Below are 21,472 nucleotides of genomic sequence, written 5' to 3'. Positions count from 1 at the left end.
CGCGCGCGGCTAGGCCTGCTTCTGCTTCTCTTCGTCGAAGATTTTCTGCGCCAGGTGATACGCCGAGTTAGCTGCCGGCACACCGCAATACACGGCCGTCTGCAACAGCACTTCCTTGATCTCGTCCTGCGTCACGCCGTTGTTCTTCGCGGCGCGCAGATGCAGCGCGAGTTCCTCGCTGCGATTCAGCGCGACCATCATCGCAATCGTGATGAGGCTGCGCGTGTGCCGCGGCAGGCCGTCGCGCGTCCAGATCTCGCCCCATGCATAACGCGTGATGAAGTTCTGGAAATCGGTCGTGAGTTCGGTGCGGTTCGCAAGCGACCGGTCCACGTGCGCGTCGGACAACACCGCGCGGCGTACCTTCATCCCGGCTTCGTAGCGTTCGTCATCGGTCATGCTCATGCTCCAAGAAAGTCGAGAACGGCGCGGGTGTATTCGTTGCGCTTTTCGATGTTCGACAAATGCGCCGCGTCCAGTTCGAGATAACGCGCGCCTTCGATGTAACCCGCCAGCTCGCGGCCCTGCTCGGCGGTCGTCGAGAGATCGTGCGTACCGGCGATCATCAGCACCGGCAGCGTGATGGTCTTCGCTTCGTCACGCAGGTCGGCGTCGCGGATCGCTTCGCAATTCGACGCGTAGCCTTCGCCCGACGTATGGCGGAACACATCGCGGATGTTGGCGAGCGCAAGCGGCTCGCGCTCGATGAACGGCGCGGTGAACCAGCGCGCGATCACGGCGTCGGTGAGCGCGGGCATGCCGCCCGGCTCGCGCGCTTTCGCGGCGCGCGGCGTCCACACCGCGTCCGAGCCGATCAGCGCCGCCGTGTTCGACAACACGACGCGCGCAAAGCGCTCTGGATGACGCGCCGCGAGGCCGATGCCGGTGAGGCCGCCCATCGACAGGCCGCAGTAGTGCGCGCGCTCGATCTTCAGATGATCCATGAGGCCGATCACGTCGCCGATCAACTGATCGATCGTGTACGGCCCGGGCGGCACGTCCGAGTGACCGTGGCCGCGCGTGTCGTAGCGCAGGACCCGGTAACGCTGCGCGAAGGCCTCGATGTTCGGTGTCCACATCGACACATCCGCGCCGAGCGAGTTGGACAGCACGAGCCACGGGGCGCTGTCGCCCGCCGTGGCATCGACGCGATAGTGAAGCCGGGTTCCGTTGACTTCAGCAAGAGGCATGTCTTAACGCTCCTGTTCTTTCGGTTCTTTCAAATGGGCGTTCGCGATGGCCGCATCGACGAACGACTGCGCCTGTCCGACGTAGTTCGCCGGATCGAGCAAGGATTCGAGTTGAGCGCGCGACAGATGGCGCATCACGGTTTCGTTGGCGGCGAGTGCTTCGAGCAACGGGCGGCCGTTCGCGACCGCCGCCTTCGATGCCCCTTCCACCAGCTTGTGCGCCTCCATCCGGCCGATGGCATCGCCCAGCGCCAGCATCACCGCTTCGCCGAGCACGAGGCCGTGGGTGGCATCGAGATTCTGCGCGAGCCGTTCCGCGTTCACTTCCAGCCCCGCGACGATGCCGTTGAGATTCGCCACCGCGCCCGCCGCGAGCCGCGCGAGGTCGGGCAGCGCTTCCCATTCGGCCTGCCAGCCGCCGAGCGCGCGTTCGTGCTCCTGGACCATGCCGGCGAAGATCGTCGCGACGAGATTCGGCGCGCGCGTCGCGGCCGTCAGCACCGCCGCGCAGCCGACCGGATTGCGCTTGTGCGGCATCGTCGACGAACCGCCCTTGCCCGCCGCCGCCGGCTCCGCGACTTCGCCGACCTCGGTCTGCATCATCAGCGAGATGTCGCGCGCGATCTTGCCGAGCGTGCCCGTCAGCATGCCGAACCAGGCCGCGGCTTCCGCAATGCGGTCGCGCTGCGTATGCCACGGCAGGACTGGCAGCGTCAGATGGAGATCGTCCGCGAGCGACTGCGCGACCGGCAGTGCGCGGTCGCGCAGACTCGCGAGCGTGCCAGCCGCGCCGCCGAACTGCAGCACCAGCGCGCGCGCTTTCAGCTCGCCCAGGCGCGCGCGCTGGCGCGTGATGGCGTCGAGCCATTGCGCGAACTTGAGACCGAGCGTGATCGGCAGCGCCTGCTGCAGCCACGTGCGCCCGATCATCGGCGTCGCGCGGTGCGCCTGCGCCTGCGCGGCGAGCGCCGTGGCGAGCGTGCGCAGGTCAGCATCGAGCTGATCGAGCGCGGCGCGCAGTTGCAGCATCAGTCCCGTGTCGATGATGTCCTGGCTCGTCGCGCCCCAGTGCACATACTTCGCGGCCTCGGCGTCGCGCGCCTTGACCACGGCCGTCAACTGCTTGACGAGCGGAATGGCCAGATTGCCGCCCGCCTGCGCGCCGCTCATCAAGGCTTGCGCGTCGATCTCGTCGGCCTGGCACGCGGCGACGATCGCGTCCACGGCGCTCGCCGGAATCACGCCATGCAACGCCGACGCACGCGCGAGCGCGGCTTCGACGTCGAGCATCGCCTGCACGGTCGCGCGCGGCGACCAGAGCGCGTTGGCGGCCTCGGTGCCGCAGATCAGATCCGTGAGACGTCCCGTGGCTGCGAACATGCGCTTACACGCGCTCGATGACGATCGCGATGCCCTGGCCCACGCCGATGCACATCGTGCACAGCGCGTAGCGGCCGCCGGTGCGATGCAGCTGATAGCTCGCGGTCGTGACGAGACGCGCGCCCGACGCGCCGAGCGGATGGCCCAGCGCGATGGCGCCGCCGTTCGGGTTGACGCGGGCGTCGTCGTCGGCCACACCGAGCATGCGCAGCGTCGCGAGACCTTGCGCGGCAAACGCTTCGTTCAGCTCGATCACGTCCATCTGGTCGATGCTCATGCCGAGGCGCGTCAGCAGCTTCTGCGACGCCGGCGCCGGACCGATGCCCATCACGCGCGGCGGCACGCCCGCCGTGGCGACGCCGAGAATGCGCGCGCGCGGCGTGAGGCCGTGACGCTGCGCGCTTTCTTCGTCGGCGATCAGCATGGCGACCGCGCCGTCGTTCACGCCCGACGCATTGCCGGCCGTCACCGAACCGTCCGGCCGCACGACGCCCTTCAGCTTCGCCAGCGCCTCGAGCGTGGTTTCGCGCGGGTGTTCATCGCGCCCGACGACCAGCGGGTCGCCCTTCTTCTGCGCGATCGTCACCGCGACGATCTCCTGCGCCAGCGTACCGTCCTGCTGCGCGCGGGCCGCCTTCTGCTGCGAGCGCAGCGCGAACGCGTCCTGATCGGCGCGGCTCACCTTGTAGTCGTCGGCGACGTTTTCGGCGGTTTCCGGCATCGAATCGACGCCATATTGCTTCTTCATCAGCGGATTGACGAAGCGCCAGCCGATGGTCGTGTCATGGATCTCGGCGGCGCGCGAGAACGCGCTCGTCGCCTTGCCCATCACGAACGGCGCGCGGCTCATGCTTTCCACGCCGCCCGCGATCATCAGCGTGGCTTCGCCCGCCTTGATCGCGCGCGCGGCAATGCCGACCGCGTCCATCCCGGAGCCGCACAGGCGGTTGACGGTCGAGCCCGGCGTGCCGACCGGCAGGCCCGCCAGCAACGCCGACATGCGCGCGACGTTGCGGTTGTCTTCGCCCGCCTGGTTGGCGCAGCCGTAGATCACTTCCTCGACCGCGTCCCAGTCCACGTCCTTGTTGCGTTCGATGAGCGCGCGCAGCGGCACGGCGCCGAGATCGTCGGCGCGCACTGACGAGAGTGCGCCGCCGTAACGGCCGATCGGCGTGCGGATCGCATCACATACGAAGGCTTCTTTCATTGCTTGGCTCCAGTATTGTCTTGTGTCTCTCAGGCTCAGGCTCGGGCTCGGGCTTCGGCTCGGGCTCGGTATGCCGTTCAGGCGGCTTCGCTCAGCGGGGCATATTGCAGCGGCACCTGCGCGAGCTTCTGCAGCTCATCGAACGACAGGCCTTCCACCATTTCCCGCACGACGAAGCCTTGCGGCGTGACGTCGAACACGGCGAGGTCCGTGTACACGCGATCCACACACTGCACGCCCGTCACCGGATACGAGCATTGCGCAACCAGCTTGCTTTCGCCCTGCTTGGTCAGCAGTTCCATCATCACGTAGACCTGCTTTGCGCCAATTGCGAGATCCATCGCGCCGCCGACCGCTGGAATCGCATCCGGCGCGCCGGTGTGCCAGTTCGCGAGATCGCCGTCCGCCGACACCTGGAACGCGCCGAGCACGCAGAAGTCGAGATGGCCGCCGCGCATCATCGCGAACGAATCCGCGTGATGGAAATAGGCGCCGCCCGTGAGCAGCGTGACGTGCTGCTTGCCGGCGTTGATGAGTTCGTCGTCTTCCTCGCCCTTGGCCGGCGCCGGGCCCATGCCGAGCAGGCCGTTTTCGCTGTGCAGGAAGATCTCGCGGTCCGCCGCGAGGTGGTTGGCGACGAGCGTCGGCACGCCGATGCCCAGGTTCACGTAGGCGCCTTCGGGAATGTCCGCGGCCACGCGCCGGGCCATTTCGTCACGAGTGAGTTTCTTCATGGCTAAATCCTTCCTCAACGTTCATTCAGGCAGCGAGTTCGGCTTGATGCACCGCTTGCGGCACTTCCACCACGCGCTGCACGAAAATGCCCGGCGTCACGATATTCTCGGGGTCCAGTTCGCCCAGCGGCACGACCTTCGACACCTGGACGATGGCCGTCTTCGCGGCGCTCGCCATGATCGGGCCGAAGTTGCGCGCCGTCTTGCGATACACCAGATTGCCCCAGCGGTCGCCCTTGAATGCCTTCACCAGCGCGAAGTCCGCATGCAGCGGCGACTCCAGCACGTAGTGCTTGCCGTCGATCTCGCGCGTTTCGCGGCCTTCCGCGAGCTTGGTGCCGTAGCCCGTCGGCGTGAAGAATCCGCCGATGCCCGCGCCCGCCGCGCGGATGCGCTCGGCCAGATTGCCCTGCGGCACGAGTTCGAGCTCGATCTCGCCCGCGCGATACAGCGCGTCGAACACGTGCGAATCGGTCTGGCGCGGGAACGAGCAGATGATCTTGCGCACGCGCTTCGCCTTCAACAGCGCGGCCAGGCCGATGTCGCCATTGCCGGCGTTGTTGTTGACGATCGTGAGATCGCGCGCGCCCTGCTCGATGAGCGCGTCGATCAGCTCGGACGGCATGCCCGCCGTACCGAAACCGCCGATCATGATGGTCGCGCCGTCGTGGACGTCGGCCACGGCCGAGGCGAGCGAATCGAAAATCTTGTTGATCATTGCCGTTCTTCTCCAGTCTGGACGCCCGAGGTCGCCGCAGGCATCCGTCCCGTTCCAGGGTTTATCTGCTCGAAATCAGACTTGCAGCTGACTCGCGAATCAGCTTGTCAGCGAATGTTCGATATGCGAACATGGATTCGTTTAGCGAACATCGGCATGGTAGTCCCGCGTTTGTTGCCGTGTCAACGAAGCACTGTCGAAGTGCGGGTTTTCACGGAGCTGCCGCTGCTTCGCGCCACCTGGATCATGCCTATGAAACCCTCAGCCTCAGCCTCAGCCTCAGCCGCTCCCGGGATCGACACGACACATGCGCCGGATGCACCGGATGCACAGTCGCGTCCCGGCGACGCGTATGTGCAGTCCTTCGCGCGCGGGCTGTCGGTGATCCGTTCCTTCGACGCCAGCCGGCCCGCCCAGACCCTCACCGACGTCGCCGCGGCCACCGGGCTCACGCGCGCCGGCGCGCGCCGCATCCTGCTCACCTTGCAGGCGCTCGGTTATGTCGAGGCGGACGGCCGCCTGTTCCAACTTACGCCAAAAATCCTCGACCTGGGTTTCGCGTACCTGACGTCGATGCCCTTCTGGAATCTCGCCGAACCGGTCATGGAAGATCTGGTCGGACAGGTGCACGAGAGCTGTTCGGCGGCCGTGCTGAACGGCGCGGAGATCGTCTATGTGCTGCGGGTGCCGACGCACAAGATCATCACGCAGAACCTCTCGATCGGCAGCCGGCTGCCCGCGTTCTGCACGTCGATGGGCCGGGTCCTCCTCGCCGCGCTCGACGAAGCCAGCCTCGACGCCATCCTCGATGCCAATCCGCTGGTGGCGCGCACGCCGCGCACGATCGTCGACCGCGCTGCGCTGAAGGAAGCCATTGCGGTCGTGCGCGCGCAAGGCTGGGCCATCGTCGATCAGGAACTGGAAGAAGGACTGATCTCGATGTCGGCGCCGATCCGCGACCGGCAAGGCCGGGTGATCGCGGCGCTCAACATCAGCGGCAATGCCCAGCGCAAGAGCGCGAAGCAGATGGTGAAGGCCTTTCTCGAGCCCTTGCTGGATGCCGCGCAGCGCGTGTCGGACATGGTCGCGCGGCGCGGCTGATGGGTTTTTCCGCAGGTTGAAGCATTGGACGCAGTGAGCGCCATGAACGATCTCGATCTGAACCTGATCCCGTACCTCGTCGCCATCGAGGAGACGCGCAACGTAAGCCGCGCGGCCGAGCGGCTCGGCGTGAGCCAGCCGCGTGTTTCGACGGCGCTGGCGCGGCTGCGCGAGTATTTCAACGACCCGCTGTTCGTGCGCACCGCACGCGGCATGGAGCCGACGCCACGCACGCTCGCGCTGGTGCCCGCCGCGCGCGAGGCGCTCGCCCGCATCGAGCGCGGCATGCTCGACCGGCAGCATTTCGATCCGTCCACGAGCTCGGAAACCTTTTCGATCGCGCTGTCGGACGTCGGCGAGATCGTGTTCCTTCCGCGGCTTCTGCAGGCGTTCGCGCAACAGGCGCCGAATGCGAATCTGCGCTCGGTGTCGGCTTCGCATGGCGATGTCGGACGCGGGCTCGAAGCCGGTGAAATCGATCTGGCCATCGGTTACTTTCCGGATCTGCGCGGCAACAACTTCTTCCAGCAGCGGCTCTTTTCACACCGGTTCATCTGCCTGATGCGGCGCGATCATCCGTTTGCACGCGAACCGCTGACGCTGGAACGCTTTCTCGCCTGCGGACACGCGGTGGTGCGCGCGGAAGGCCGCAGCCAGGAAATCCTCGAGAATCATCTCGACCGCGAACGCGTGCGCCGCCGCGCCGTACTCGAAACGCCGCACTTCATGAGCCTGCCGTTCATCCTGTCGCGCACCGACCTGATCGCCACGGTGCCGCATGCGATCGGCTTCGCGTACGTCGCCGAACACGCATCGATCACGCTCGCCGAACCGCCGCTCGCGCTGCCGCGCTTCGATCTCAAGCAGCACTGGCATCGCAAGTTCCATAACGACGCGCGCACGAAATGGCTGCGCGGTGTCGTGGCCGCGCTGTTCAACGACGAGCTCGACGAATGGCCGAAGTGAGCTTCACCTCGCGGGCGATGAATCCCGCTAACATCGCAGTTTTATTGCCCGGCGGAAAATGATCGATGGATGCGCTGACCAGTCTGCGGGTGTTTCGCGAGGTCGTCGAGGCGGGCAGCTTCGTGAAGGCCGCCGAGCGCCTCGACATGTCGACCGCCATGACCAGCAAGCATGTCGCGAATCTGGAGCGGCAGTTGCGCGTGCGTCTCCTGAACCGGACCACGCGCCATCTCAGTCTCACGGAAGCCGGCAGTGTGTATTTCGAGCAATGCAGCGAGGCGCTCGATATCCTGCAGGCCGCCGAGGCGGCCGTCGGCGCGCAGACGGCGCAGCCGCAGGGCGTGCTCAAGGTGACCGCGCCGGGCTGGTTCGCCAATCCCACGTTCGCTGAACTCGTGGTGGCCTATCAGGCGCGCTATCCCGGCGTGCTGGTGGACCTGCGGCTGGAGAACCGCTTCGTCGATCTGGTCGAGGAAGGCTACGACATGGCCTTGCGCGCGACCTCCGATCCCTCGCCTTCGCTGATCGTGCGGCCGCTGTGCAGGATGCCTTTCCTGCTCGCGGGCGCGCGTGGCTATCTGGAGCGGCACGGCCAGCCGCGCCATCCGGACGATCTCGCCCGGCACCGGCTGGTGTTGCCGACTTACACCAATATCGAATCGGTGACGCTGACCGGACCGGACGGCGCGTTCACCGTGAAGCATCAGGCCGTGCTCAAGACCAACGACACCGCGATGGCGCTGCAACTCGTGCGCGCCGGGCTTGGGCTCGCCTACTTTCCGGCGTGGATCGCGGAACCGGAATTCGCATCCGAAACGCTGCTGCGCGTGTTGCCGGACTATTCGGCGTTCGCGCCATCGGTGTACGCGGTGTACACCAGCCGCAAGTTCATGACAAGCAAAGTGCGCACCTTCATCGATTTCCTCTCCGACGCGCTCAGCGATCGTCTGCCTTATTAGGATTACTCGTATTCGTGCTTGAGAGACGGCGTGCCATCATCGCGCCGCTTCCCGAAGCGTGCGCGCGATGTGGTGTGTCGCAGGTGTGTCGCGATCTCGCGCGTCGCCGGGACTTTCCCTCACTTCGTCTGTCACGAGGTTTGCGCGACATGGTTTTTCCCTGGCTTCCCCTGGCGCTCGGGCTATGCCTGCTGGCGTTCGTGATATTCGTGTGCCGTACGGTCAATGCAGCTTGCGGCGTCCCGCGATGGAACGGCGCGCTGTTCTTCTTTGCACTGTGTGGTCTGGCCATGCTGCTGGACTTCGCCCTCACGATGATCTTTGCTTCGGCCAGCTTCTACGAGCGCACGGAGTATGAGCGCTATGCGTCCCGGAACGAATGGGGTGAACGCGCTGTGACTTATCTGATCCAGTTGACGATCGCACTGGCGCTGGCGGTGCGGTTCCGAAGGCGTCAGCGATTCGCGCGATGTCGTGCGGGCGGGAGTGCGAGGGCTTGCGCGAAATGTCCGGTGGAGCGACGCGCGCAGTGCAAGCAGCGCGATGTCGTGCAGATTCAGACGTCGGCTTATACGCGGTCGGAGTTGCGGCTGTAGGGGTCTTGTACGGTGACTGTCTGTGCGCGTTGAACCCGTTTTCGTGAGGCAAGTTTCACATCTACAACAGAGACATCCAATGAGACGACATGCACCTATCGCCGCCGCTTCGGCCGCGATCATCCTGACCGCATGCGGCGGCGGTGGAAGCGACAACGGGCCGTCGACGCCCGTTTCCACGGCGTCTGCGGCAGGGCTTTACTCGGGTAAAACAGACAGCAACCGGCAAGCCTCCGTGCTCATTCTCGACGACGGGCGCCTGTATTCGATCTACTCCGTCGCTGGCAATACGAACTTCATCGCGGGCGGGGTGATTGGAGCGGTCACGTCGAGCAACGGCAAGTTGTCAAATGGCAGCGGCATCGACTACAACCTCGAGGGTCAAGGCAGTAACGCAGTCACGCTCTCTGGCGCTTATTCCGCGAAAGCCCTCCTCAACACCACGCTCCTCTACGCAAACGGAGCGAAGACCACCTTCGCGGGCACGTACGATCCGAGCTACGACACCGTACCCATGCAGGCCACGGTCACAGGTATCTTCAAGGGAGAAAGCGTGACCAACGGCGGCAACGACCCAAACGTCACGCTTACGGCAGACGCCACCGGTTCGATCACGGGTACGGGCACGAGTTGCAATTTCACCGGGTCCATCAAGCCGCATGCGTCGGGCAACGTCTACGACCTGACGATTCGCTTCGGTGGTGACAACTGCGCCTATCCGAACACCACTGCATCGGGTGTTGCGATCATGACCGGAACGACCATGCGTGCTGAACTTCAGACGCTTCAGTCACCGACGAAAGCGGGCGTGCTCTTCGTTGGCGCAAGACAGTAATTAGCTGGCGGCACAAAGGGCCGGCGCGCTTGCGGCCGGCCCGCCGCCACGCTACAATCGCCGTTCTTTGCTACACACCCTGCTGCCTCACAGCGCAGTTCGGGATCGTGGCGAAGGGTCAGACGGCAACGCCAGACCTTTCGCAAAGGCAATCGGGGCGTAGCGCAGCCTGGTAGCGTACCTGCATGGGGTGCAGGTGGTCGGAGGTTCAAATCCTCTCGCCCCGACCAAACAAATCAATGGGTTACGAGCTTCGGTTCGTAGCCCATTGTCGTTTCAGAGCCTCAATTGTCGGTTTGGGGTTACAGCTGGGGTTACGGGGAGAACGCGCTAGCAAACTAGGCTCAGGGCGCTGCCTCGTGCTCAGCTTTGTCTCTACAACAGCGCAAAGACATGAGCACATTCTGGAAGCACCCGGCTACTGTTGGTATCGCCTACCCACTCTTTGTCGCTGCCGTGTCGGCGATTGCTTCCTTCTATATTCCATCCTTGGCTCCTATGGCCAGGATGATCGTCACGCTTATTCATTTCCTCGCAACAGACGTTACTCTGCCCCGGTGGGTCTTCTGGATCTGGCTCGTCGCAACGGTCGGCGCCATTGGATTCGTTGCTTATATGTGGTGGGACGTCAAGAGGGATGAGGCCTCAACAATCCCGACTAGATACGAATCGGACATCCTGTTCGGACTGCGTTGGCGCTGGCGAATTACTGCGTTCGGTTGGGACGACTTCACCGCGTTTTGCCCCAGTTGCGATAACCAATTGACGATGAACGACTTCCAGCCGCTGATCACCGGAGGCTCAACCTATGTCTGCGATTCCTGCGGCCGACCTGGAAGAATGGACGAGCATTTTATTCAGGAAACCGCGAAGCGCGCGGAGAAAGAGGCACAGCGCCGCTATCGGACCGGTGGATGGAAGGATGCGCAGAAACGTATAGAGCAAGCGAAGTAGTTACCCTGCTATCCGCGGTCTCCGAAGTACCAACAAAAAGCCCGCCATCGCTGACGGGCCAAGTCTTTCCGAGGGCTACAACGCCGTGCGACCAGCGCCCTTCCAGTATGTGCCAGCGAACGCAACTACCCAAGTGCAGCGGTTAAATGCTGCGTTTCATTGCTTGAAATAGCCCGCCGAGTTGCATCACTACTGAGTACCACCCACTTTTGCCGGTCTACCCGCGTCCTCGTCGATGTAAACTTCGGGGATACAACGGCCGTTCGTCTGCGACGCTCCGCAAAATTCCCTTTGTTAGCCCTTCCAGCATCGCGTACGTCATCAAGGTGCTCGAAATTACTAGCTGAACGCGGCATGAATGTGATCGACAAATTCTTTGAGCGAACTAGATCTACTGGGGCCTTCCAACACCAACTCCTCATAGTTCAGCTTCGAGGTGACTCGATAAGTATCACCTTTCGACTTGTTATACGCTTCGCCGATCGTAGCGAAAACCTTTTCAATGATGCGGGCAGGATGGGCAATTGCTTCGATTTCTGTCTTTGACAAGTCCATACCAGCCGCCGCCGTCACTGCTGCTGAATCAAGCGCATGGTTAATCTTCCCAAAAAAGTCTGGTGCGCACAGAAACCAAGCCTCTATTTCCATGACGGCAATGAATACCTTGGACGAGATCAGGCAGCCTTGCTCCGCCAGATACTCATCAATCTCCGCTTTCAGGTCAGCATGAGTGACGCCTTTAGACTTCGGATTGAACAGGTCACGCAAACCTATTACTTCTGAATAGCCCTGCTTGTGCAAGTATCCCTGCCGATCTACGATTGCCGAAAGCACTCTATTGTCACCTTGGCAATCCAATACGAGGATGTCATATATGGTGTCTTGGGGCGGGCTGCCTCGCACTCCGATCTCAACCACATCATCTCCGATCGCTTGTCTGTGCGTTACACGAAGACTCTGATAACTGAAGTAAGCAAAAAGCAACTCCGTCAAAAAAATGGCTTCGGTTTGCCCTTCAACGAAAAAAGCCACCTTTTTCTTGTTATTCATAATTTCATCAGCCATTTTTGGTTTTCGTCGTAGCCTTGAACAAATCGAAATTTGAAAGACCTAATCTTTCATATTTATCAAATAGCTTTTGATCAGTGTAGCGATCACGCACGGAAATGACACCGTTACTCCTGTTCAAGATGACCCAGTGCTGCAATGGCACTTCATTCATCACAAATCTGTCGTTCGTGGTCATGAACAACTGGATTTCCGATTTTTCCGCCTCGCGTAACAACAGATTTATAAGTTTGACAGATCTAGAGTGATCCATACCTTCGCCGATATCGTCGAGCAACAGTGTCCCGACCTTTCCAGTTTGAGCAGTCCGCAACTTAATAATTGCAGCTAAGGCGCGTAACATGCCGGAAGACATCTCATTCTGAAACGTCGGGTGCAACCGGCCTTTCTCATAAGCGGCAACCCCGATCATCGGCACGCCCGCGCCTGCCGGAATAGGTGCAGAAGCAAGTTCAATCTTCGAGATATGAAAGTCAATCACATTCATCGCATTGACGATAAAACTTCCAAACTCTGTATCATGCCTCCTGGCTGCCTCCATAAAATAGCCTGAAAGAGGGATTGGGCTTTGATCTGCTCGCTTTGCGGCCGCGAAATCAAACGCTGTGCCAAGCTGCATCATAACGTGGAAACCCGAGCCTTCGGTCGTAAACGAAAAATGCTCGACATTCTCAGCCCATTCAATAAGCGGCTCCAAAAACGGATACTGGATAGTGTCGCGCTTTGCAGCTACCACCCCTTGATTATCTGCGATTCCGATGACATCCCACGGATCGATTCCATTCTGATAAAGTTTTGGCGAGAAAATTCTAGTTTCACCACCTGCCTCACGGATAATCCGATCTTCCCCGTTGATGACAAGCCGCTCTTCCTTTACAACTCCATTTTCACGACTAATCTTATACCGATATACCTCTGCCGAGCCTGAGCCCTCGTCCGAAAATTCGGCCTCAGTAATCTCCGTTCCGACAACCATTAGAAGGCCTGACAGAGTTTTCGCAAAACCTTTCAGCGTATTCAGCAGTCGTGTTTTCCCGGTTGCATTAACACCAACAATCATTGCCAAATCACCAATCTTATTCCAGCTGTATGACCAGCTTTCACCTTGATTGATCTGCTCGAATTTGAAACTTCTAAGTCGTAACATCGTGATTTACCTATCGCTCAGTCATGCACAATTGCTGCCGCTTCGATTTAAAAATACTGGCGTCGAACCACACCTTCGGCGTGCTGGTTGGTGGATTTTGCCAAATATCAACGTCCACTGCACTTAGAGTTTTCTTACTGCAACTACGAGCAAGAGCCGCCGAGCGCACCGCAGCGGCTAGCCCTCTCCGCCTGCGGGGCCGCGTATAACCATGACTGACGGCCGCCTCCCGCGGGGAAGTGACTCCTGAAGGTCCGAGCGGCAGAAGCGGTAAATGACGCTTTCTGGCCGACTGCCGCATACGAAGCCGCACTATGATTGTCTCGTAATCGCCAAGCGCCCTTCAGCTTCAACTGAGTCCGCCGTTATTGCACCGATGAACAAACTGCAAGCTCAAACTCTGCTCGACTTCGCCGACGCCGTTGCGATGGCCGACGTAGCCATCCGATACGGTGGCTATGATCCGTTCAACAAGGACCAAGGCGACCTCTATTGGCGCTCTTTCATCGGCACGATCGTAGAACGTGCGCCGTACATGACACTTCCGGACATCATGGCGCTTGCCGAGTCGTAGAGCGCCGGATACTCGCTGCCTCCCTAAGGGAGTGCTGTCACACCTGGCAATTCGCATCGCAGGCAGGCCGGCCTTACACCGACGAATTTCCGCTGCCAGTTCGCCGTTGCGCCATCTCGGCATCCGTCAACGCGCCGAATTCACGAAGCACGGTTAGATAGTCCGGACGCCTCCGGCCATACTTCACCGCCAACCTGTCGAAGAATGCGATCCAACTCTCTTCGCTCACTTTGTCTATCTCGGACGGCTGCTCAGGCAATGGATTGCCCATCCAGACTTCAAGCTGATAGTCGGACCATGCCCACCCGTAAAGCGAGATGGGCTTGCCCTCGTCAATCAATGCGTTGGGATCAGCGCCGCTTTCGAGTAGGAACCGGAGCACTTCCGTGCGCATCCCCAGCATCGCGCCAACGAGCGGCCCGAAGACGTCATGACGATCGACGTCTGTCTGGCGCGGATCGGCGCCTAGTCTGACCGCCAGCTTGACCATCCTTAAGACGTGTTCCTCAGGACTGTACTGTAGATGCTCAATCAACTGCGTCAGCGGGCTATCACCAAAGCGGTCAGGCTTCTTCAGGTCCACGCCCTGCGCAACGAGCATCGCCATGCCGCCCTCGTCGCCTTCGAGCGCGCACTTGAGGAACGCCGACATATCAGGTTGACGAGTGCTCATTGACTGGTTTGCTTTCGCATTGAATCGATTGCAAGCATCTCACGTTGCGGCACTTACGGCAGCAGGGCCGGAAGATCAAAAGCTGAAATGCTGCGTTTCAGGATTCGTTACGACCTGCAGCTGTCAACCGTACGCGAAGGCAAGCAAGTCTGCCGCAGTCCAGCGGTGGAACTGCATCCGCTCGTCGTCAGCAAGAAGAGCATCGAGATTCTGAACGAACGCCAAGCAGTGCGCCGTATTGTCGGCGTCGAAAGCCGAGCCGAAGGCTGCCGCGACCGTTATCTCTGCCGCGCTCTTGCTTACTTGGTAGAAGTCGCGAGCTTCGAAGGGTCCATGGAAATAGTTCATGTCCGGAATATCGGCGGATCCCGCTCGACCTTTAGTAACGTGTTGTCAACGATTGTGCTCCAGTTCGTAAACCAGCGCACTTAAGTTTTGGCTGCGGCGCCCGATATTCTGATCACAACCAGAATCGAGGGCATACAGATGAAACGGGTCTTCATCACGGCTGCGATATTCGCCTTATCCGCCTGCGCGCAAGTCTCAACTATCCCAGACGCGGAACACTGGGCCGACGACCATCGCTGGGAGCTTCGCTCCGGATCCATGACATGGGTCCAGTTCTACACCGGCATCCGGAACGCTCTCGGTCCAGACGATCACAACCCACTGAATCAAATCGCCCGTAAGCGTGCCGACACAATGATTCGCGTGGCACAGGCTTACGAGGCCGGCAGGATCTCTATGGACGACATGACCCAGACCGAGCGCGAGCAACTGTCTGGAATGCAACTCGACATCAATCGAGACGCCGCAGAACGCCAAGCCTCTCGAGAACGCGCGGCGAGAGTTGCCGCGGCGCTGAACAACGCCGCGACGATCATGCAGAACCAACAGATGATCGACAACATGAACCGGCCGATAAATGTCTACGTACACCAATATTGAGGGCGCACTGAGCGAATGGTGCTCAACTACCTGAAGGACGAGCGCTACCAAACTTCACCACAACATTCAAAATGAAAAAAAAACTATGCGCGTTGATTTTGTCGGTGCTGTCCTTGTCCGCGTTTGCCTACGAGGGGAACATTGACGGCGAGTTTCATGGATGGGACGGCGAAACTGTGTACAGGCTAGCGGACGGCCACATCATCCAGCAGAAAAGTTACCACTACCACTATCACTACGCGTATTCACCTGCCGTCATCATTTTCAAGTCACGTTCCGGCGAATTAAAGATGCAAGTCGAGGGCGACGATGACGAGCCGATTGCCATTGAGGTCCTGAAGTAACATCGGGCTTTGTCGTATCCCTCGGGTTCATCTTACGCGTTTCGATCAAGTTCGGGAGCATCCAGCCGTTAACCCTTGCTTGAAGAGGCTCAACAGGATATACGCTATGGATTGGTCGCAAACGCTGCGCAACATTGGGACTGCTTTCGCGGAGCGGATTTTGGTAAGGCTGACACGCGATGATGAACCCGCGAAGGAACCCACACGAGAGCAGTTGCACGCAGATCCCCAATTTCCCGAGGTAGCCGACCAGCTTCGCACTGCGTTGAAGCAGCTGTCGAAAAAACTGGAGACGATCGCTCCAGATGTTGCCCGCCAGGTTATCGACAAGCTTGAGCAGGACCAGTACGAGCTTCTAGAATCTCGGATCAAGGGACTAATCGAGGCACTTGAATTCGGTGATCACTCGCTGATATCTAACCGACTCGGTCCCATAGGTGAGCAAGCGCAGTACGCCCGGAACCGAATCAACGAGGGCAAAACGCACTGGGAAGGTCAGTGGCTGATCGCCGAGAATTTGAGACTTGCTGGGATGCATGCAATCGCAACCTCCGAGCAGCAGAAAGCGTTCGTCAAGCTGCAGGCGGCAGAGCTACGCAAAGCCATTCTCGACGTCTGGGGAGAGCGACTCGTGAAGGCCAAGACGGACTGGCAGCACATTGGAGAATTCATCGACGGACGGGGCGAACGCATCCTTACTGAGATTCCAAAGCTTTCTCTGCCGCGGATCGAGCCTTCGGCAGGTGCACAGCCGGCGAATAGAATGCACGCAGTGATCGTGCGGGAGCTTAACGAAGATGAGCAAGCCGACGTCATCCAAGTTCACGTGAACCGAGGCGACAGGGTCGAGCTTAACCAGGCGATCGCGACGCTTGAGACGGACAAAACGACACTTGACGTTGTCTCTGAAGCAGCCGGCGTCATTCTCAAACTCAACGTGCAGGTCGGTGACAAAGTACGCAATGGTGACGCGATCGCAACCTTGTAACGCTTATGCGTGCGTATACCAGCGCACTTAAGATTTGCGGCTGCTGTCCGATACTACGGCGATAATCAAAAATATGGGAGGGCGCATCATGCAACGCGCAAGCAAGTGGATCCTCGGCGTTGCTGTCGCAGTGGGCGTAGGTGTAGCCGTTATTCCGACCTATACCGAGAGGAAAGAATGCGCCACGCGATACGCCAGTTGGAAGTCCGCCCACGACGAGTTAGCCCTCGCGAAGGCCGAGAAACGTTCCGTTGACCAATTGAGCGACGCCGCCTTGGATGTCGCCCTTCGTGAAGTTGACTACGGCCCGATCGCAGCGCCGAATTGCGCAGTGTCCGGCATTGCCGGCCCTTACGCGGCCCTCGGAGCGTTTTTATTCATCGCCATTTTTCTAGGCTCCCACATCTGCTGGCTGATCGGGCGTGCTTACAAGAAGACCATGCAGAAGCTGGCTTGACACGGCCCGCGAGAATACATCGCGGGTTCGTTGGCCGAGATCCAAGCAATGAAACACACCGGAAAAATACTACTGTGACCATCAAGGCCGTGAGTGAGAGGCGACGCGAGAATCTGGAGATGCAATTCGAGTTGTTCAAGCGAAAGCGTCGCGCCGCCTTCCCCTCAGATCCGGAAAAAGGCATGCTCAAACGCTTCGCCGAACATGTCGGCGTTGATCCAATTCAGATGTCGCAACTGAGGAACGGCCACAAGGATCTGGGCGCCCTGCTGCGCGACCGAATCGAGACGGCGCTCGCCCTTCCTTCGGGTTGGCTCGACACTGATCACGCCATGCCGGCAGACGCCGATGCTCAAGCGTTCCAAACAGCCATCATGGAACTATATCGGCGAACGCCCGACGCGTCGCGCGGAGCGCTGCTCAAGGTCTTCTCCCACTTGGTCGCTGCAAAGCCGATCGAAGAGTTGTTGCCACCTTGCGACTGAACTGCCTGACTTGCTCGCGAAGCGGTTACGTCAATGGCTGGTGCTGTCGTGTCCGGCCTAGCGGTTCCGGGTAAAGCCGCTCGGCTCAGAGCGTCAACGCCATTCCTGCGCCAATAACGACGGCCCCAGCCATGAACGCAACAAATGACAGACTCAGACCAAGGTAGGACCTCATAAGCTCCCGATGCAGGACGTCTTGCAAGTCAAGGCGCCTTGTCCGATCGTCGCACTCCAGGCGACGCGGCGAACATTGAATGCTGCGACTCCAGTGCAAATCCCAAAAAGAAACACCCCTAGCGCTTACAAGAGAAACGGCTTGAGCGCCCCGAAATGCCCATTCGCCAAGAGGGCTTGGGACATTGCCAACAACGCCACGATCGAGCCGCTGTTAAGCGTAATCCGTAGCTTCCCAGTATTCAGAAACCACTTGTCTTCCGTTTCGATCGCAGCGACGAGAAACTCCATGGACTTCGTATTGGTCTCGGGCATCTGAGCGCCTAGGCTCCCGCATTAATCACCCTCGCAATAACGGTCGCTGAGGACACAGCTTTAGCCCCAGTTCTCGCCTGTCTGCGGATTAACCCCTACATTTCCTGTCTTTTTGGACGCCAGCGCGTTCGCGCGCCAGTGGTGAACCCCGATGTACCTTGGTGAACCCGGGGGGTTCACCCGTCAAAGCCTTATCCAGCAAGGCTTCCGGGCAAAGGTGAACCCCGGTGAACCCCCTATTACTACAATCCCTTATAGACGCACCAATGCGTCCTTGCACCGCCAACTTTAGATTTTTTCTATAATTTTCATAAAAAGGGGGTTCACCGGGGTTCACCATCCCGCAAACCCATGTCCAGTAAGGCTTTGAGCGGTGAACCCCCTATACACCAGGGGTTCACCGGGGTTCACCTACCTGACCCGAACCGCGGACGCCGCAGCATAAATTGGTATAGTTCAGTCATTTTTCAGCAGATTGAACTATACCGAATGATTCGCGTGAAATTTATCACCAACTTGGGCTTGTTAACTTGAAAAAGTTGGGTTACAGTTCGCATTAAGGCATGCGAACTGTATGAGCGGCCGATAAAAAAAGGGCCGTCCGCGAGGACAGCCCTTAAATAACACTAACGATGGAGTTGATTATGCTTGAATTTCAAGCAGTTAACAAGCGTGCGCCTGGCGTTGATTGGAATATCGTCGTTTCAATGCACGGCAAAACGACCAGCGGATTCATGGTTGACGACGACGAGTATCGCCGAAACATTCGTGCTGAGCGCCGTGCTCACGAAGACGCCGAAGCCTTCGATAACGAATACGAGTCCAATCCGGCATTTGCCTTGGAAATCGATGCAGAGTACGAGCAGTCGCGCGGCGAGATGTTTGCCGGCATGAGTGCAACTGAACGCGTGGAGCATCTTCGCCAGGAGCAGCGCTTCCGCAAGTCGTTTGGTCGCCATGCGCGTCCCGCCGCCCGTGTTCGTCGTGCCGCCGCTCACCCCGTGCGCTTTGTCCGCACCGCCCGCCGTACACGCGCCGCCCACCGGCCCACAGCTCGTCGCACCACGTCCTCCGGCGGATCCGATTCTGACGGGCCTGGAGAACCGCCCGCGGTAGAACGTCCGACGCGCGTCAGCCGTCTGGGAGGTGTCCTGTGAGCGCCATCCCGAACTACAACGATCAATTCGCAAAAGCCCAAGCAGCACTTTCCTATCTCGACCTGACCGACCGCGAAACGTGGACGAAGGCCGGAATGGCAATTAAGGCCGAACTAGGCGAAAAAGGCAAACAAATCTGGCTCGATGCAAGCAGCCAGTGCGACAACTTTAAGCAGCGCGACGCAGAGGCTGTCTGGAAATCGTTCAAGCGCGCCGGGACTGGCGTCGGCTTTGGAACGTTGATTTTCTTGGCAAAGCAAAACGGCTTTGATCCGAGCCGTTTTAAAACGGCGCCTGATTCGTCCGCGAATCGCGAAGCCCGTCGCGTGGAACGCGAGGCCGCTGAGGCGAGGGAAATCGCAGAGTGCCAGCGCAGAGAGAGCGAAGCCGCTGCTCGAGGGATTGCGCAATGGGAGGCTTCCCACGAGGTCGATCCGTCCCATCACTACGTCATCGCAAAAGGGATTGCCCCAACAGGTGCAAAGCAGCTTGGCCCAAATCTCGTCTTGGCGATCCGCGACGTGATCGGCGCAATTCATAGCGTTCAAACCATCGCTCCGGACGGCCAAAAGATTTATCTGAAAGACGGCAAGAAGTCCGGCAACTTCGTTCTCGCCGGCGACGCGCCCGGAAGCGAAACCGGAGAGATCTTTGTCTGCGAAGGCTGGGCAACTGCATGTTCCATCTACGAAGCCGTGGGCGGTGTCGTAATAGCTGCCATGGACGCGGGCAATCTCTTGCCTGTTGCCAAGGCATTGCGTGAAAGTTATTCCGCCGCACACATCATCGTTTGTGCGGACAATGACTGGGCCACTCCTGGGAATCCGGGACTGACAAAAGCGCAGGCCGTCGCCAAGTCCGTACCGGATGCCTCGCTGTGCTTTCCCCATTTTGACGATGTCGTTTTGCCGGCCGTTGATGACGATGCCGCCAAAACATTTGTTGACTTCAACGATTTGCACCGCGTCCATGGCTTGGAGCGCGTGCGTATGTGCTTGGGCGTAGATCAGCGGGCGACCTTTGATCAATCCGCTGTTCTACCAACAGAAGATGTGCCGGCGCTTGCTCCTGTCGTCGGCATCGACCGCCGCGTCCTCGTGGCCGAGCCAACCGTCGAAAGTGACCGCGATAACCTTGCCCAAAAGATCGCGGACCATCGTCAGCAGATCGCTGCATGTGGCGACGATGCCGTTAAGATGCAGCAGATTGCTGCGGCGGTTTCACGCACATATGGGCTGACACCCATTGACCGCGACGCACTGGCGAAGGCGATGAGCAAGGCAACCGGCGTCGGTATCGGCCTTTGGCGCGATGCGTGCAGGCCCTTGAAGCAAGTTGTGCAGCGTCAAGAGGGAGACTATCTACTCGATGAGGAAGGAGCGATTGTCATCTGCAACACCAATGTCGCTCTTGGCATTCGGAGTTACGGAGAGTTTCGCCGCGACACGTTCACAGAAACGATAAGCGTAAGCGGAACTCCGGTTGACGATGAGGATTATCACCGCATTGCGTCCCATGTTGAGCAGCTCGACGGATTTAACCGATACGTTTCGGAAACGCTTGTCCGCAACGCCGTTCGTGAAGCAGCCAGCACGAATCAATACGACAGTGCGCAGAATTGGCTCAACAGCCTGGAATGGGATGGCAATGAGCGGGTAGAGACGTTCCTGATGCGAGCGTGTCACCTTAAAGATACGCCATATCACCGCGCCGTTTCAAACTACCTCTGGACAGCAATGGCGGGGCGCGTGCTTCATCCTGGCGTGAAGGCAGACATGGTGCCAATTCTGATTTCTGACGAAGGCATGCGCAAATCCACCTTCGTGGAACTCTTGTCGCCAGATGCGAAGTTTTACGGAAAGATCGACTTCTCGCAAAAGAGTGAAAACCTGTCGCGCGCCATTGTCGGAAAACTCGTTTTGGAGCTTGACGAGTTGAAAGGTCTGAAAACGGCCGGACGGGAGCACGTCTTTAGTTTCATTACCTCGACAGTTGAAAAGTGGACGCCGAAGTATCGGGAAACGGAACGCGAATATCCGCGCAGATGCATCTTCATAGGCTCCACCAACAGCACCACCCCCCTTCCCGCTCATGGACGTGCGCGACGTTGGCTTCCATTAATCATCAATGATGTCATCGACACCGACCTGGTTAGCGCCGAACGAGACCAGCTTTGGGCGGAAGCGGCCGAGATATTCAGGCGTACCGGCGTGCAACATGAGGAAGCAGATCAACTTGCAGGAGCGGTCCGTGACGACTTCCGCGAAGATGATGTGACCGAGAGCTATGTCGAAGACTACCTTGCGTCGTTGTCTTCAGACTACAGTCATCCTTGGCAGCACAAGTTCAAGATGCGTGACCTTGAATCGTGGGTGAAGCAAAACCGCCGTTTGAATTTTTTCAACCAGAACGAAGCAGCCGAGATATTGAAGAAAATGGGCTACACAAATTTCCGGCAGAAAGACGGCAAGTATTGGTCAATCACGAAAAACAGCTAAGGAA

Annotated in this window: 25 protein-coding genes and 1 tRNA gene; 15 read left to right on the top strand and 11 right to left on the bottom strand. The window is 59.5% G+C overall.

Annotated features, from left to right (window positions below; genetic code table 11):
* Nucleotides 1-9 precede the first annotated feature (9 nt).
* The 6 genes from pcaC to QCE62_RS05740 form a co-directional block, all read right to left on the bottom strand.
* A complete protein-coding gene (gene pcaC / locus QCE62_RS05765; RefSeq protein ID WP_309808034.1) occupies nucleotides 10-399 on the bottom strand; it encodes a 4-carboxymuconolactone decarboxylase in 390 nt (129 codons plus the stop codon).
* A 2-nt stretch (nucleotides 400-401) separates the two neighbouring features.
* A complete protein-coding gene (gene pcaD, locus QCE62_RS05760; RefSeq protein WP_309915389.1) occupies nucleotides 402-1,190 on the bottom strand; it encodes a 3-oxoadipate enol-lactonase in 789 nt (262 codons plus the stop codon).
* Nucleotides 1,191-1,193: 3 nt separating this feature from the next.
* Nucleotides 1,194-2,570 (bottom strand): 3-carboxy-cis,cis-muconate cycloisomerase, encoded by a 1,377-nt coding sequence (locus QCE62_RS05755; RefSeq protein ID WP_309915386.1) that lies wholly within the window; start codon nucleotides 2,568-2,570, stop codon nucleotides 1,194-1,196.
* Nucleotides 2,571-2,574: 4 nt separating this feature from the next.
* On the bottom strand, nucleotides 2,575-3,777 hold the full coding sequence (gene pcaF, locus QCE62_RS05750; RefSeq protein ID WP_309915383.1) for a 3-oxoadipyl-CoA thiolase: 1,203 nt from the start codon (nucleotides 3,775-3,777) through the stop codon (nucleotides 2,575-2,577).
* Nucleotides 3,778-3,854: 77 nt separating this feature from the next.
* A complete protein-coding gene (locus QCE62_RS05745; RefSeq protein ID WP_309915380.1) occupies nucleotides 3,855-4,511 on the bottom strand; it encodes a 3-oxoacid CoA-transferase subunit B in 657 nt (218 codons plus the stop codon).
* 25 nt (nucleotides 4,512-4,536) lie between these two features.
* Entirely contained in the window at nucleotides 4,537-5,229 is a 693-nt protein-coding gene (locus tag QCE62_RS05740; protein ID WP_309808028.1) for a 3-oxoacid CoA-transferase subunit A, read from the bottom strand.
* Nucleotides 5,230-5,481: 252 nt separating this feature from the next.
* On the opposite strand from QCE62_RS05740, the gene QCE62_RS05735 reads away from it, so the two are divergent.
* From QCE62_RS05735 to QCE62_RS05705, 7 genes are all read left to right on the top strand, one after another.
* Complete coding sequence (locus tag QCE62_RS05735; RefSeq protein WP_309915377.1) at nucleotides 5,482-6,330, top strand: IclR family transcriptional regulator; 849 nt, start codon at nucleotides 5,482-5,484, stop codon at nucleotides 6,328-6,330.
* Between the two features lie 42 nt (nucleotides 6,331-6,372).
* Nucleotides 6,373-7,296, top strand: a complete 924-nt coding sequence (locus QCE62_RS05730) for a LysR family transcriptional regulator (RefSeq protein ID WP_309915374.1) — start codon at nucleotides 6,373-6,375, stop codon at nucleotides 7,294-7,296.
* A 65-nt stretch (nucleotides 7,297-7,361) separates the two neighbouring features.
* Entirely contained in the window at nucleotides 7,362-8,255 is an 894-nt protein-coding gene (locus QCE62_RS05725; RefSeq protein ID WP_309915373.1) for a LysR family transcriptional regulator, read from the top strand.
* 149 nt (nucleotides 8,256-8,404) lie between these two features.
* The gene (locus QCE62_RS05720; RefSeq protein WP_309919642.1) at nucleotides 8,405-8,851 is read left to right on the top strand and encodes a hypothetical protein; all 447 of its coding nucleotides are present in this window, start codon (nucleotides 8,405-8,407) and stop codon (nucleotides 8,849-8,851) included.
* A gap of 79 nt (nucleotides 8,852-8,930) precedes the next feature.
* A complete protein-coding gene (locus QCE62_RS05715) occupies nucleotides 8,931-9,686 on the top strand; it encodes a hypothetical protein (protein WP_309915370.1) in 756 nt (251 codons plus the stop codon).
* 153 nt (nucleotides 9,687-9,839) lie between these two features.
* Nucleotides 9,840-9,916, top strand: a tRNA-Pro gene (locus QCE62_RS05710).
* A gap of 163 nt (nucleotides 9,917-10,079) precedes the next feature.
* Complete coding sequence (locus QCE62_RS05705) at nucleotides 10,080-10,640, top strand: hypothetical protein (protein ID WP_309915368.1); 561 nt, start codon at nucleotides 10,080-10,082, stop codon at nucleotides 10,638-10,640.
* A 339-nt stretch (nucleotides 10,641-10,979) separates the two neighbouring features.
* Here QCE62_RS05705 and QCE62_RS05700 read toward each other — a convergent pair whose 3' ends face one another.
* Together QCE62_RS05700 and QCE62_RS05695 are read right to left on the bottom strand one after the other, a co-directional pair.
* Complete coding sequence (locus QCE62_RS05700) at nucleotides 10,980-11,705, bottom strand: hypothetical protein (RefSeq protein WP_309915365.1); 726 nt, start codon at nucleotides 11,703-11,705, stop codon at nucleotides 10,980-10,982.
* On the bottom strand, nucleotides 11,698-12,855 hold the full coding sequence (locus QCE62_RS05695; protein ID WP_309915362.1) for an AAA family ATPase: 1,158 nt from the start codon (nucleotides 12,853-12,855) through the stop codon (nucleotides 11,698-11,700). Before QCE62_RS05695 ends, QCE62_RS05700 begins: the two co-directional genes overlap by 8 nt.
* A 274-nt stretch (nucleotides 12,856-13,129) precedes the next feature.
* Here QCE62_RS05695 and QCE62_RS05690 point away from each other — a divergent pair, with 274 nt between their 5' ends.
* Nucleotides 13,130-13,429 carry a hypothetical protein gene (locus QCE62_RS05690; RefSeq protein WP_309915360.1) on the top strand — a complete coding sequence of 100 codons (300 nt, stop codon included), beginning with the start codon at nucleotides 13,130-13,132 and terminating at the stop codon, nucleotides 13,427-13,429.
* 73 nt (nucleotides 13,430-13,502) lie between these two features.
* Here QCE62_RS05690 and QCE62_RS05685 read toward each other — a convergent pair whose 3' ends face one another.
* Together QCE62_RS05685 and QCE62_RS05680 are read right to left on the bottom strand one after the other, a co-directional pair.
* On the bottom strand, nucleotides 13,503-14,102 hold the full coding sequence (locus QCE62_RS05685) for a hypothetical protein (RefSeq protein WP_309915357.1): 600 nt from the start codon (nucleotides 14,100-14,102) through the stop codon (nucleotides 13,503-13,505).
* Between the two features lie 123 nt (nucleotides 14,103-14,225).
* Nucleotides 14,226-14,450, bottom strand: coding sequence for a hypothetical protein (locus tag QCE62_RS05680; protein WP_309915354.1), 225 nt, complete (start codon nucleotides 14,448-14,450; stop codon nucleotides 14,226-14,228).
* A 138-nt stretch (nucleotides 14,451-14,588) separates the two neighbouring features.
* Here QCE62_RS05680 and QCE62_RS05675 point away from each other — a divergent pair, with 138 nt between their 5' ends.
* From QCE62_RS05675 to QCE62_RS05655, 5 genes are all read left to right on the top strand, one after another.
* The gene (locus QCE62_RS05675; protein ID WP_309915352.1) at nucleotides 14,589-15,050 is read left to right on the top strand and encodes a hypothetical protein; all 462 of its coding nucleotides are present in this window, start codon (nucleotides 14,589-14,591) and stop codon (nucleotides 15,048-15,050) included.
* Nucleotides 15,051-15,121: 71 nt separating this feature from the next.
* A complete protein-coding gene (locus QCE62_RS05670) occupies nucleotides 15,122-15,394 on the top strand; it encodes a hypothetical protein (RefSeq protein WP_309915349.1) in 273 nt (90 codons plus the stop codon).
* A 106-nt stretch (nucleotides 15,395-15,500) separates the two neighbouring features.
* Entirely contained in the window at nucleotides 15,501-16,382 is an 882-nt protein-coding gene (locus tag QCE62_RS05665) for a lipoyl domain-containing protein (RefSeq protein ID WP_309915346.1), read from the top strand.
* 88 nt (nucleotides 16,383-16,470) lie between these two features.
* The gene (locus tag QCE62_RS05660; RefSeq protein WP_309915343.1) at nucleotides 16,471-16,839 is read left to right on the top strand and encodes a hypothetical protein; all 369 of its coding nucleotides are present in this window, start codon (nucleotides 16,471-16,473) and stop codon (nucleotides 16,837-16,839) included.
* 74 nt (nucleotides 16,840-16,913) lie between these two features.
* The gene (locus QCE62_RS05655; RefSeq protein ID WP_309915340.1) at nucleotides 16,914-17,324 is read left to right on the top strand and encodes a hypothetical protein; all 411 of its coding nucleotides are present in this window, start codon (nucleotides 16,914-16,916) and stop codon (nucleotides 17,322-17,324) included.
* Between the two features lie 300 nt (nucleotides 17,325-17,624).
* Here the strand turns inward: QCE62_RS05655 and QCE62_RS05650 are convergent, their stop codons facing one another.
* Nucleotides 17,625-17,813: a hypothetical protein gene (locus QCE62_RS05650; RefSeq protein WP_309915337.1), complete on the bottom strand. Its 189-nt coding sequence runs from the start codon at nucleotides 17,811-17,813 to the stop codon at nucleotides 17,625-17,627.
* A gap of 644 nt (nucleotides 17,814-18,457) precedes the next feature.
* On the opposite strand from QCE62_RS05650, the gene QCE62_RS05645 reads away from it, so the two are divergent.
* Together QCE62_RS05645 and QCE62_RS05640 are read left to right on the top strand one after the other, a co-directional pair.
* Complete coding sequence (locus QCE62_RS05645) at nucleotides 18,458-18,970, top strand: hypothetical protein (RefSeq protein ID WP_309915334.1); 513 nt, start codon at nucleotides 18,458-18,460, stop codon at nucleotides 18,968-18,970.
* Nucleotides 18,967-21,468 (top strand): VapE domain-containing protein, encoded by a 2,502-nt coding sequence (locus tag QCE62_RS05640; protein WP_309915331.1) that lies wholly within the window; start codon nucleotides 18,967-18,969, stop codon nucleotides 21,466-21,468. Before QCE62_RS05645 ends, QCE62_RS05640 begins: the two co-directional genes overlap by 4 nt.
* Nucleotides 21,469-21,472 lie beyond the last annotated feature (4 nt).

This window comes from Caballeronia sp. LZ033, from assembly GCF_031451265.1.
Taxonomy (GTDB): domain Bacteria; phylum Pseudomonadota; class Gammaproteobacteria; order Burkholderiales; family Burkholderiaceae; genus Caballeronia.
Note: the sequence above shows the minus strand (reverse complement) of the source record. Positions and strands in the feature narration are given on the sequence as shown.

Bases quoted from the DNA above. Each gene is read 5' to 3' on its own strand.
- pcaC (WP_309808034.1), bottom strand. From the start codon at position 399: ATGACCGATGACGAACGCTACGAAGCCGGGATGAAGGTACGCCGCGCG.
- pcaD (WP_309915389.1), bottom strand. From the start codon at position 1,190: ATGCCTCTTGCTGAAGTCAACGGAACCCGGCTTCACTATCGCGTCGAT.
- QCE62_RS05755 (WP_309915386.1), bottom strand. From the start codon at position 2,570: ATGTTCGCAGCCACGGGACGTCTCACGGATCTGATCTGCGGCACCGAG.
- pcaF (WP_309915383.1), bottom strand. From the start codon at position 3,777: ATGAAAGAAGCCTTCGTATGTGATGCGATCCGCACGCCGATCGGCCGT.
- QCE62_RS05745 (WP_309915380.1), bottom strand. From the start codon at position 4,511: ATGAAGAAACTCACTCGTGACGAAATGGCCCGGCGCGTGGCCGCGGAC.
- QCE62_RS05740 (WP_309808028.1), bottom strand. From the start codon at position 5,229: ATGATCAACAAGATTTTCGATTCGCTCGCCTCGGCCGTGGCCGACGTC.
- QCE62_RS05735 (WP_309915377.1), top strand. From the start codon at position 5,482: ATGAAACCCTCAGCCTCAGCCTCAGCCTCAGCCGCTCCCGGGATCGAC.
- QCE62_RS05730 (WP_309915374.1), top strand. From the start codon at position 6,373: ATGAACGATCTCGATCTGAACCTGATCCCGTACCTCGTCGCCATCGAG.
- QCE62_RS05725 (WP_309915373.1), top strand. From the start codon at position 7,362: ATGGATGCGCTGACCAGTCTGCGGGTGTTTCGCGAGGTCGTCGAGGCG.
- QCE62_RS05720 (WP_309919642.1), top strand. From the start codon at position 8,405: ATGGTTTTTCCCTGGCTTCCCCTGGCGCTCGGGCTATGCCTGCTGGCG.
- QCE62_RS05715 (WP_309915370.1), top strand. From the start codon at position 8,931: ATGAGACGACATGCACCTATCGCCGCCGCTTCGGCCGCGATCATCCTG.
- QCE62_RS05705 (WP_309915368.1), top strand. From the start codon at position 10,080: ATGAGCACATTCTGGAAGCACCCGGCTACTGTTGGTATCGCCTACCCA.
- QCE62_RS05700 (WP_309915365.1), bottom strand. From the start codon at position 11,705: ATGGCTGATGAAATTATGAATAACAAGAAAAAGGTGGCTTTTTTCGTT.
- QCE62_RS05695 (WP_309915362.1), bottom strand. From the start codon at position 12,855: ATGTTACGACTTAGAAGTTTCAAATTCGAGCAGATCAATCAAGGTGAA.
- QCE62_RS05690 (WP_309915360.1), top strand. From the start codon at position 13,130: ATGACGCTTTCTGGCCGACTGCCGCATACGAAGCCGCACTATGATTGT.
- QCE62_RS05685 (WP_309915357.1), bottom strand. From the start codon at position 14,102: ATGAGCACTCGTCAACCTGATATGTCGGCGTTCCTCAAGTGCGCGCTC.
- QCE62_RS05680 (WP_309915354.1), bottom strand. From the start codon at position 14,450: ATGAACTATTTCCATGGACCCTTCGAAGCTCGCGACTTCTACCAAGTA.
- QCE62_RS05675 (WP_309915352.1), top strand. From the start codon at position 14,589: ATGAAACGGGTCTTCATCACGGCTGCGATATTCGCCTTATCCGCCTGC.
- QCE62_RS05670 (WP_309915349.1), top strand. From the start codon at position 15,122: ATGAAAAAAAAACTATGCGCGTTGATTTTGTCGGTGCTGTCCTTGTCC.
- QCE62_RS05665 (WP_309915346.1), top strand. From the start codon at position 15,501: ATGGATTGGTCGCAAACGCTGCGCAACATTGGGACTGCTTTCGCGGAG.
- QCE62_RS05660 (WP_309915343.1), top strand. From the start codon at position 16,471: ATGCAACGCGCAAGCAAGTGGATCCTCGGCGTTGCTGTCGCAGTGGGC.
- QCE62_RS05650 (WP_309915337.1), bottom strand. From the start codon at position 17,813: ATGCCCGAGACCAATACGAAGTCCATGGAGTTTCTCGTCGCTGCGATC.
- QCE62_RS05645 (WP_309915334.1), top strand. From the start codon at position 18,458: ATGCTTGAATTTCAAGCAGTTAACAAGCGTGCGCCTGGCGTTGATTGG.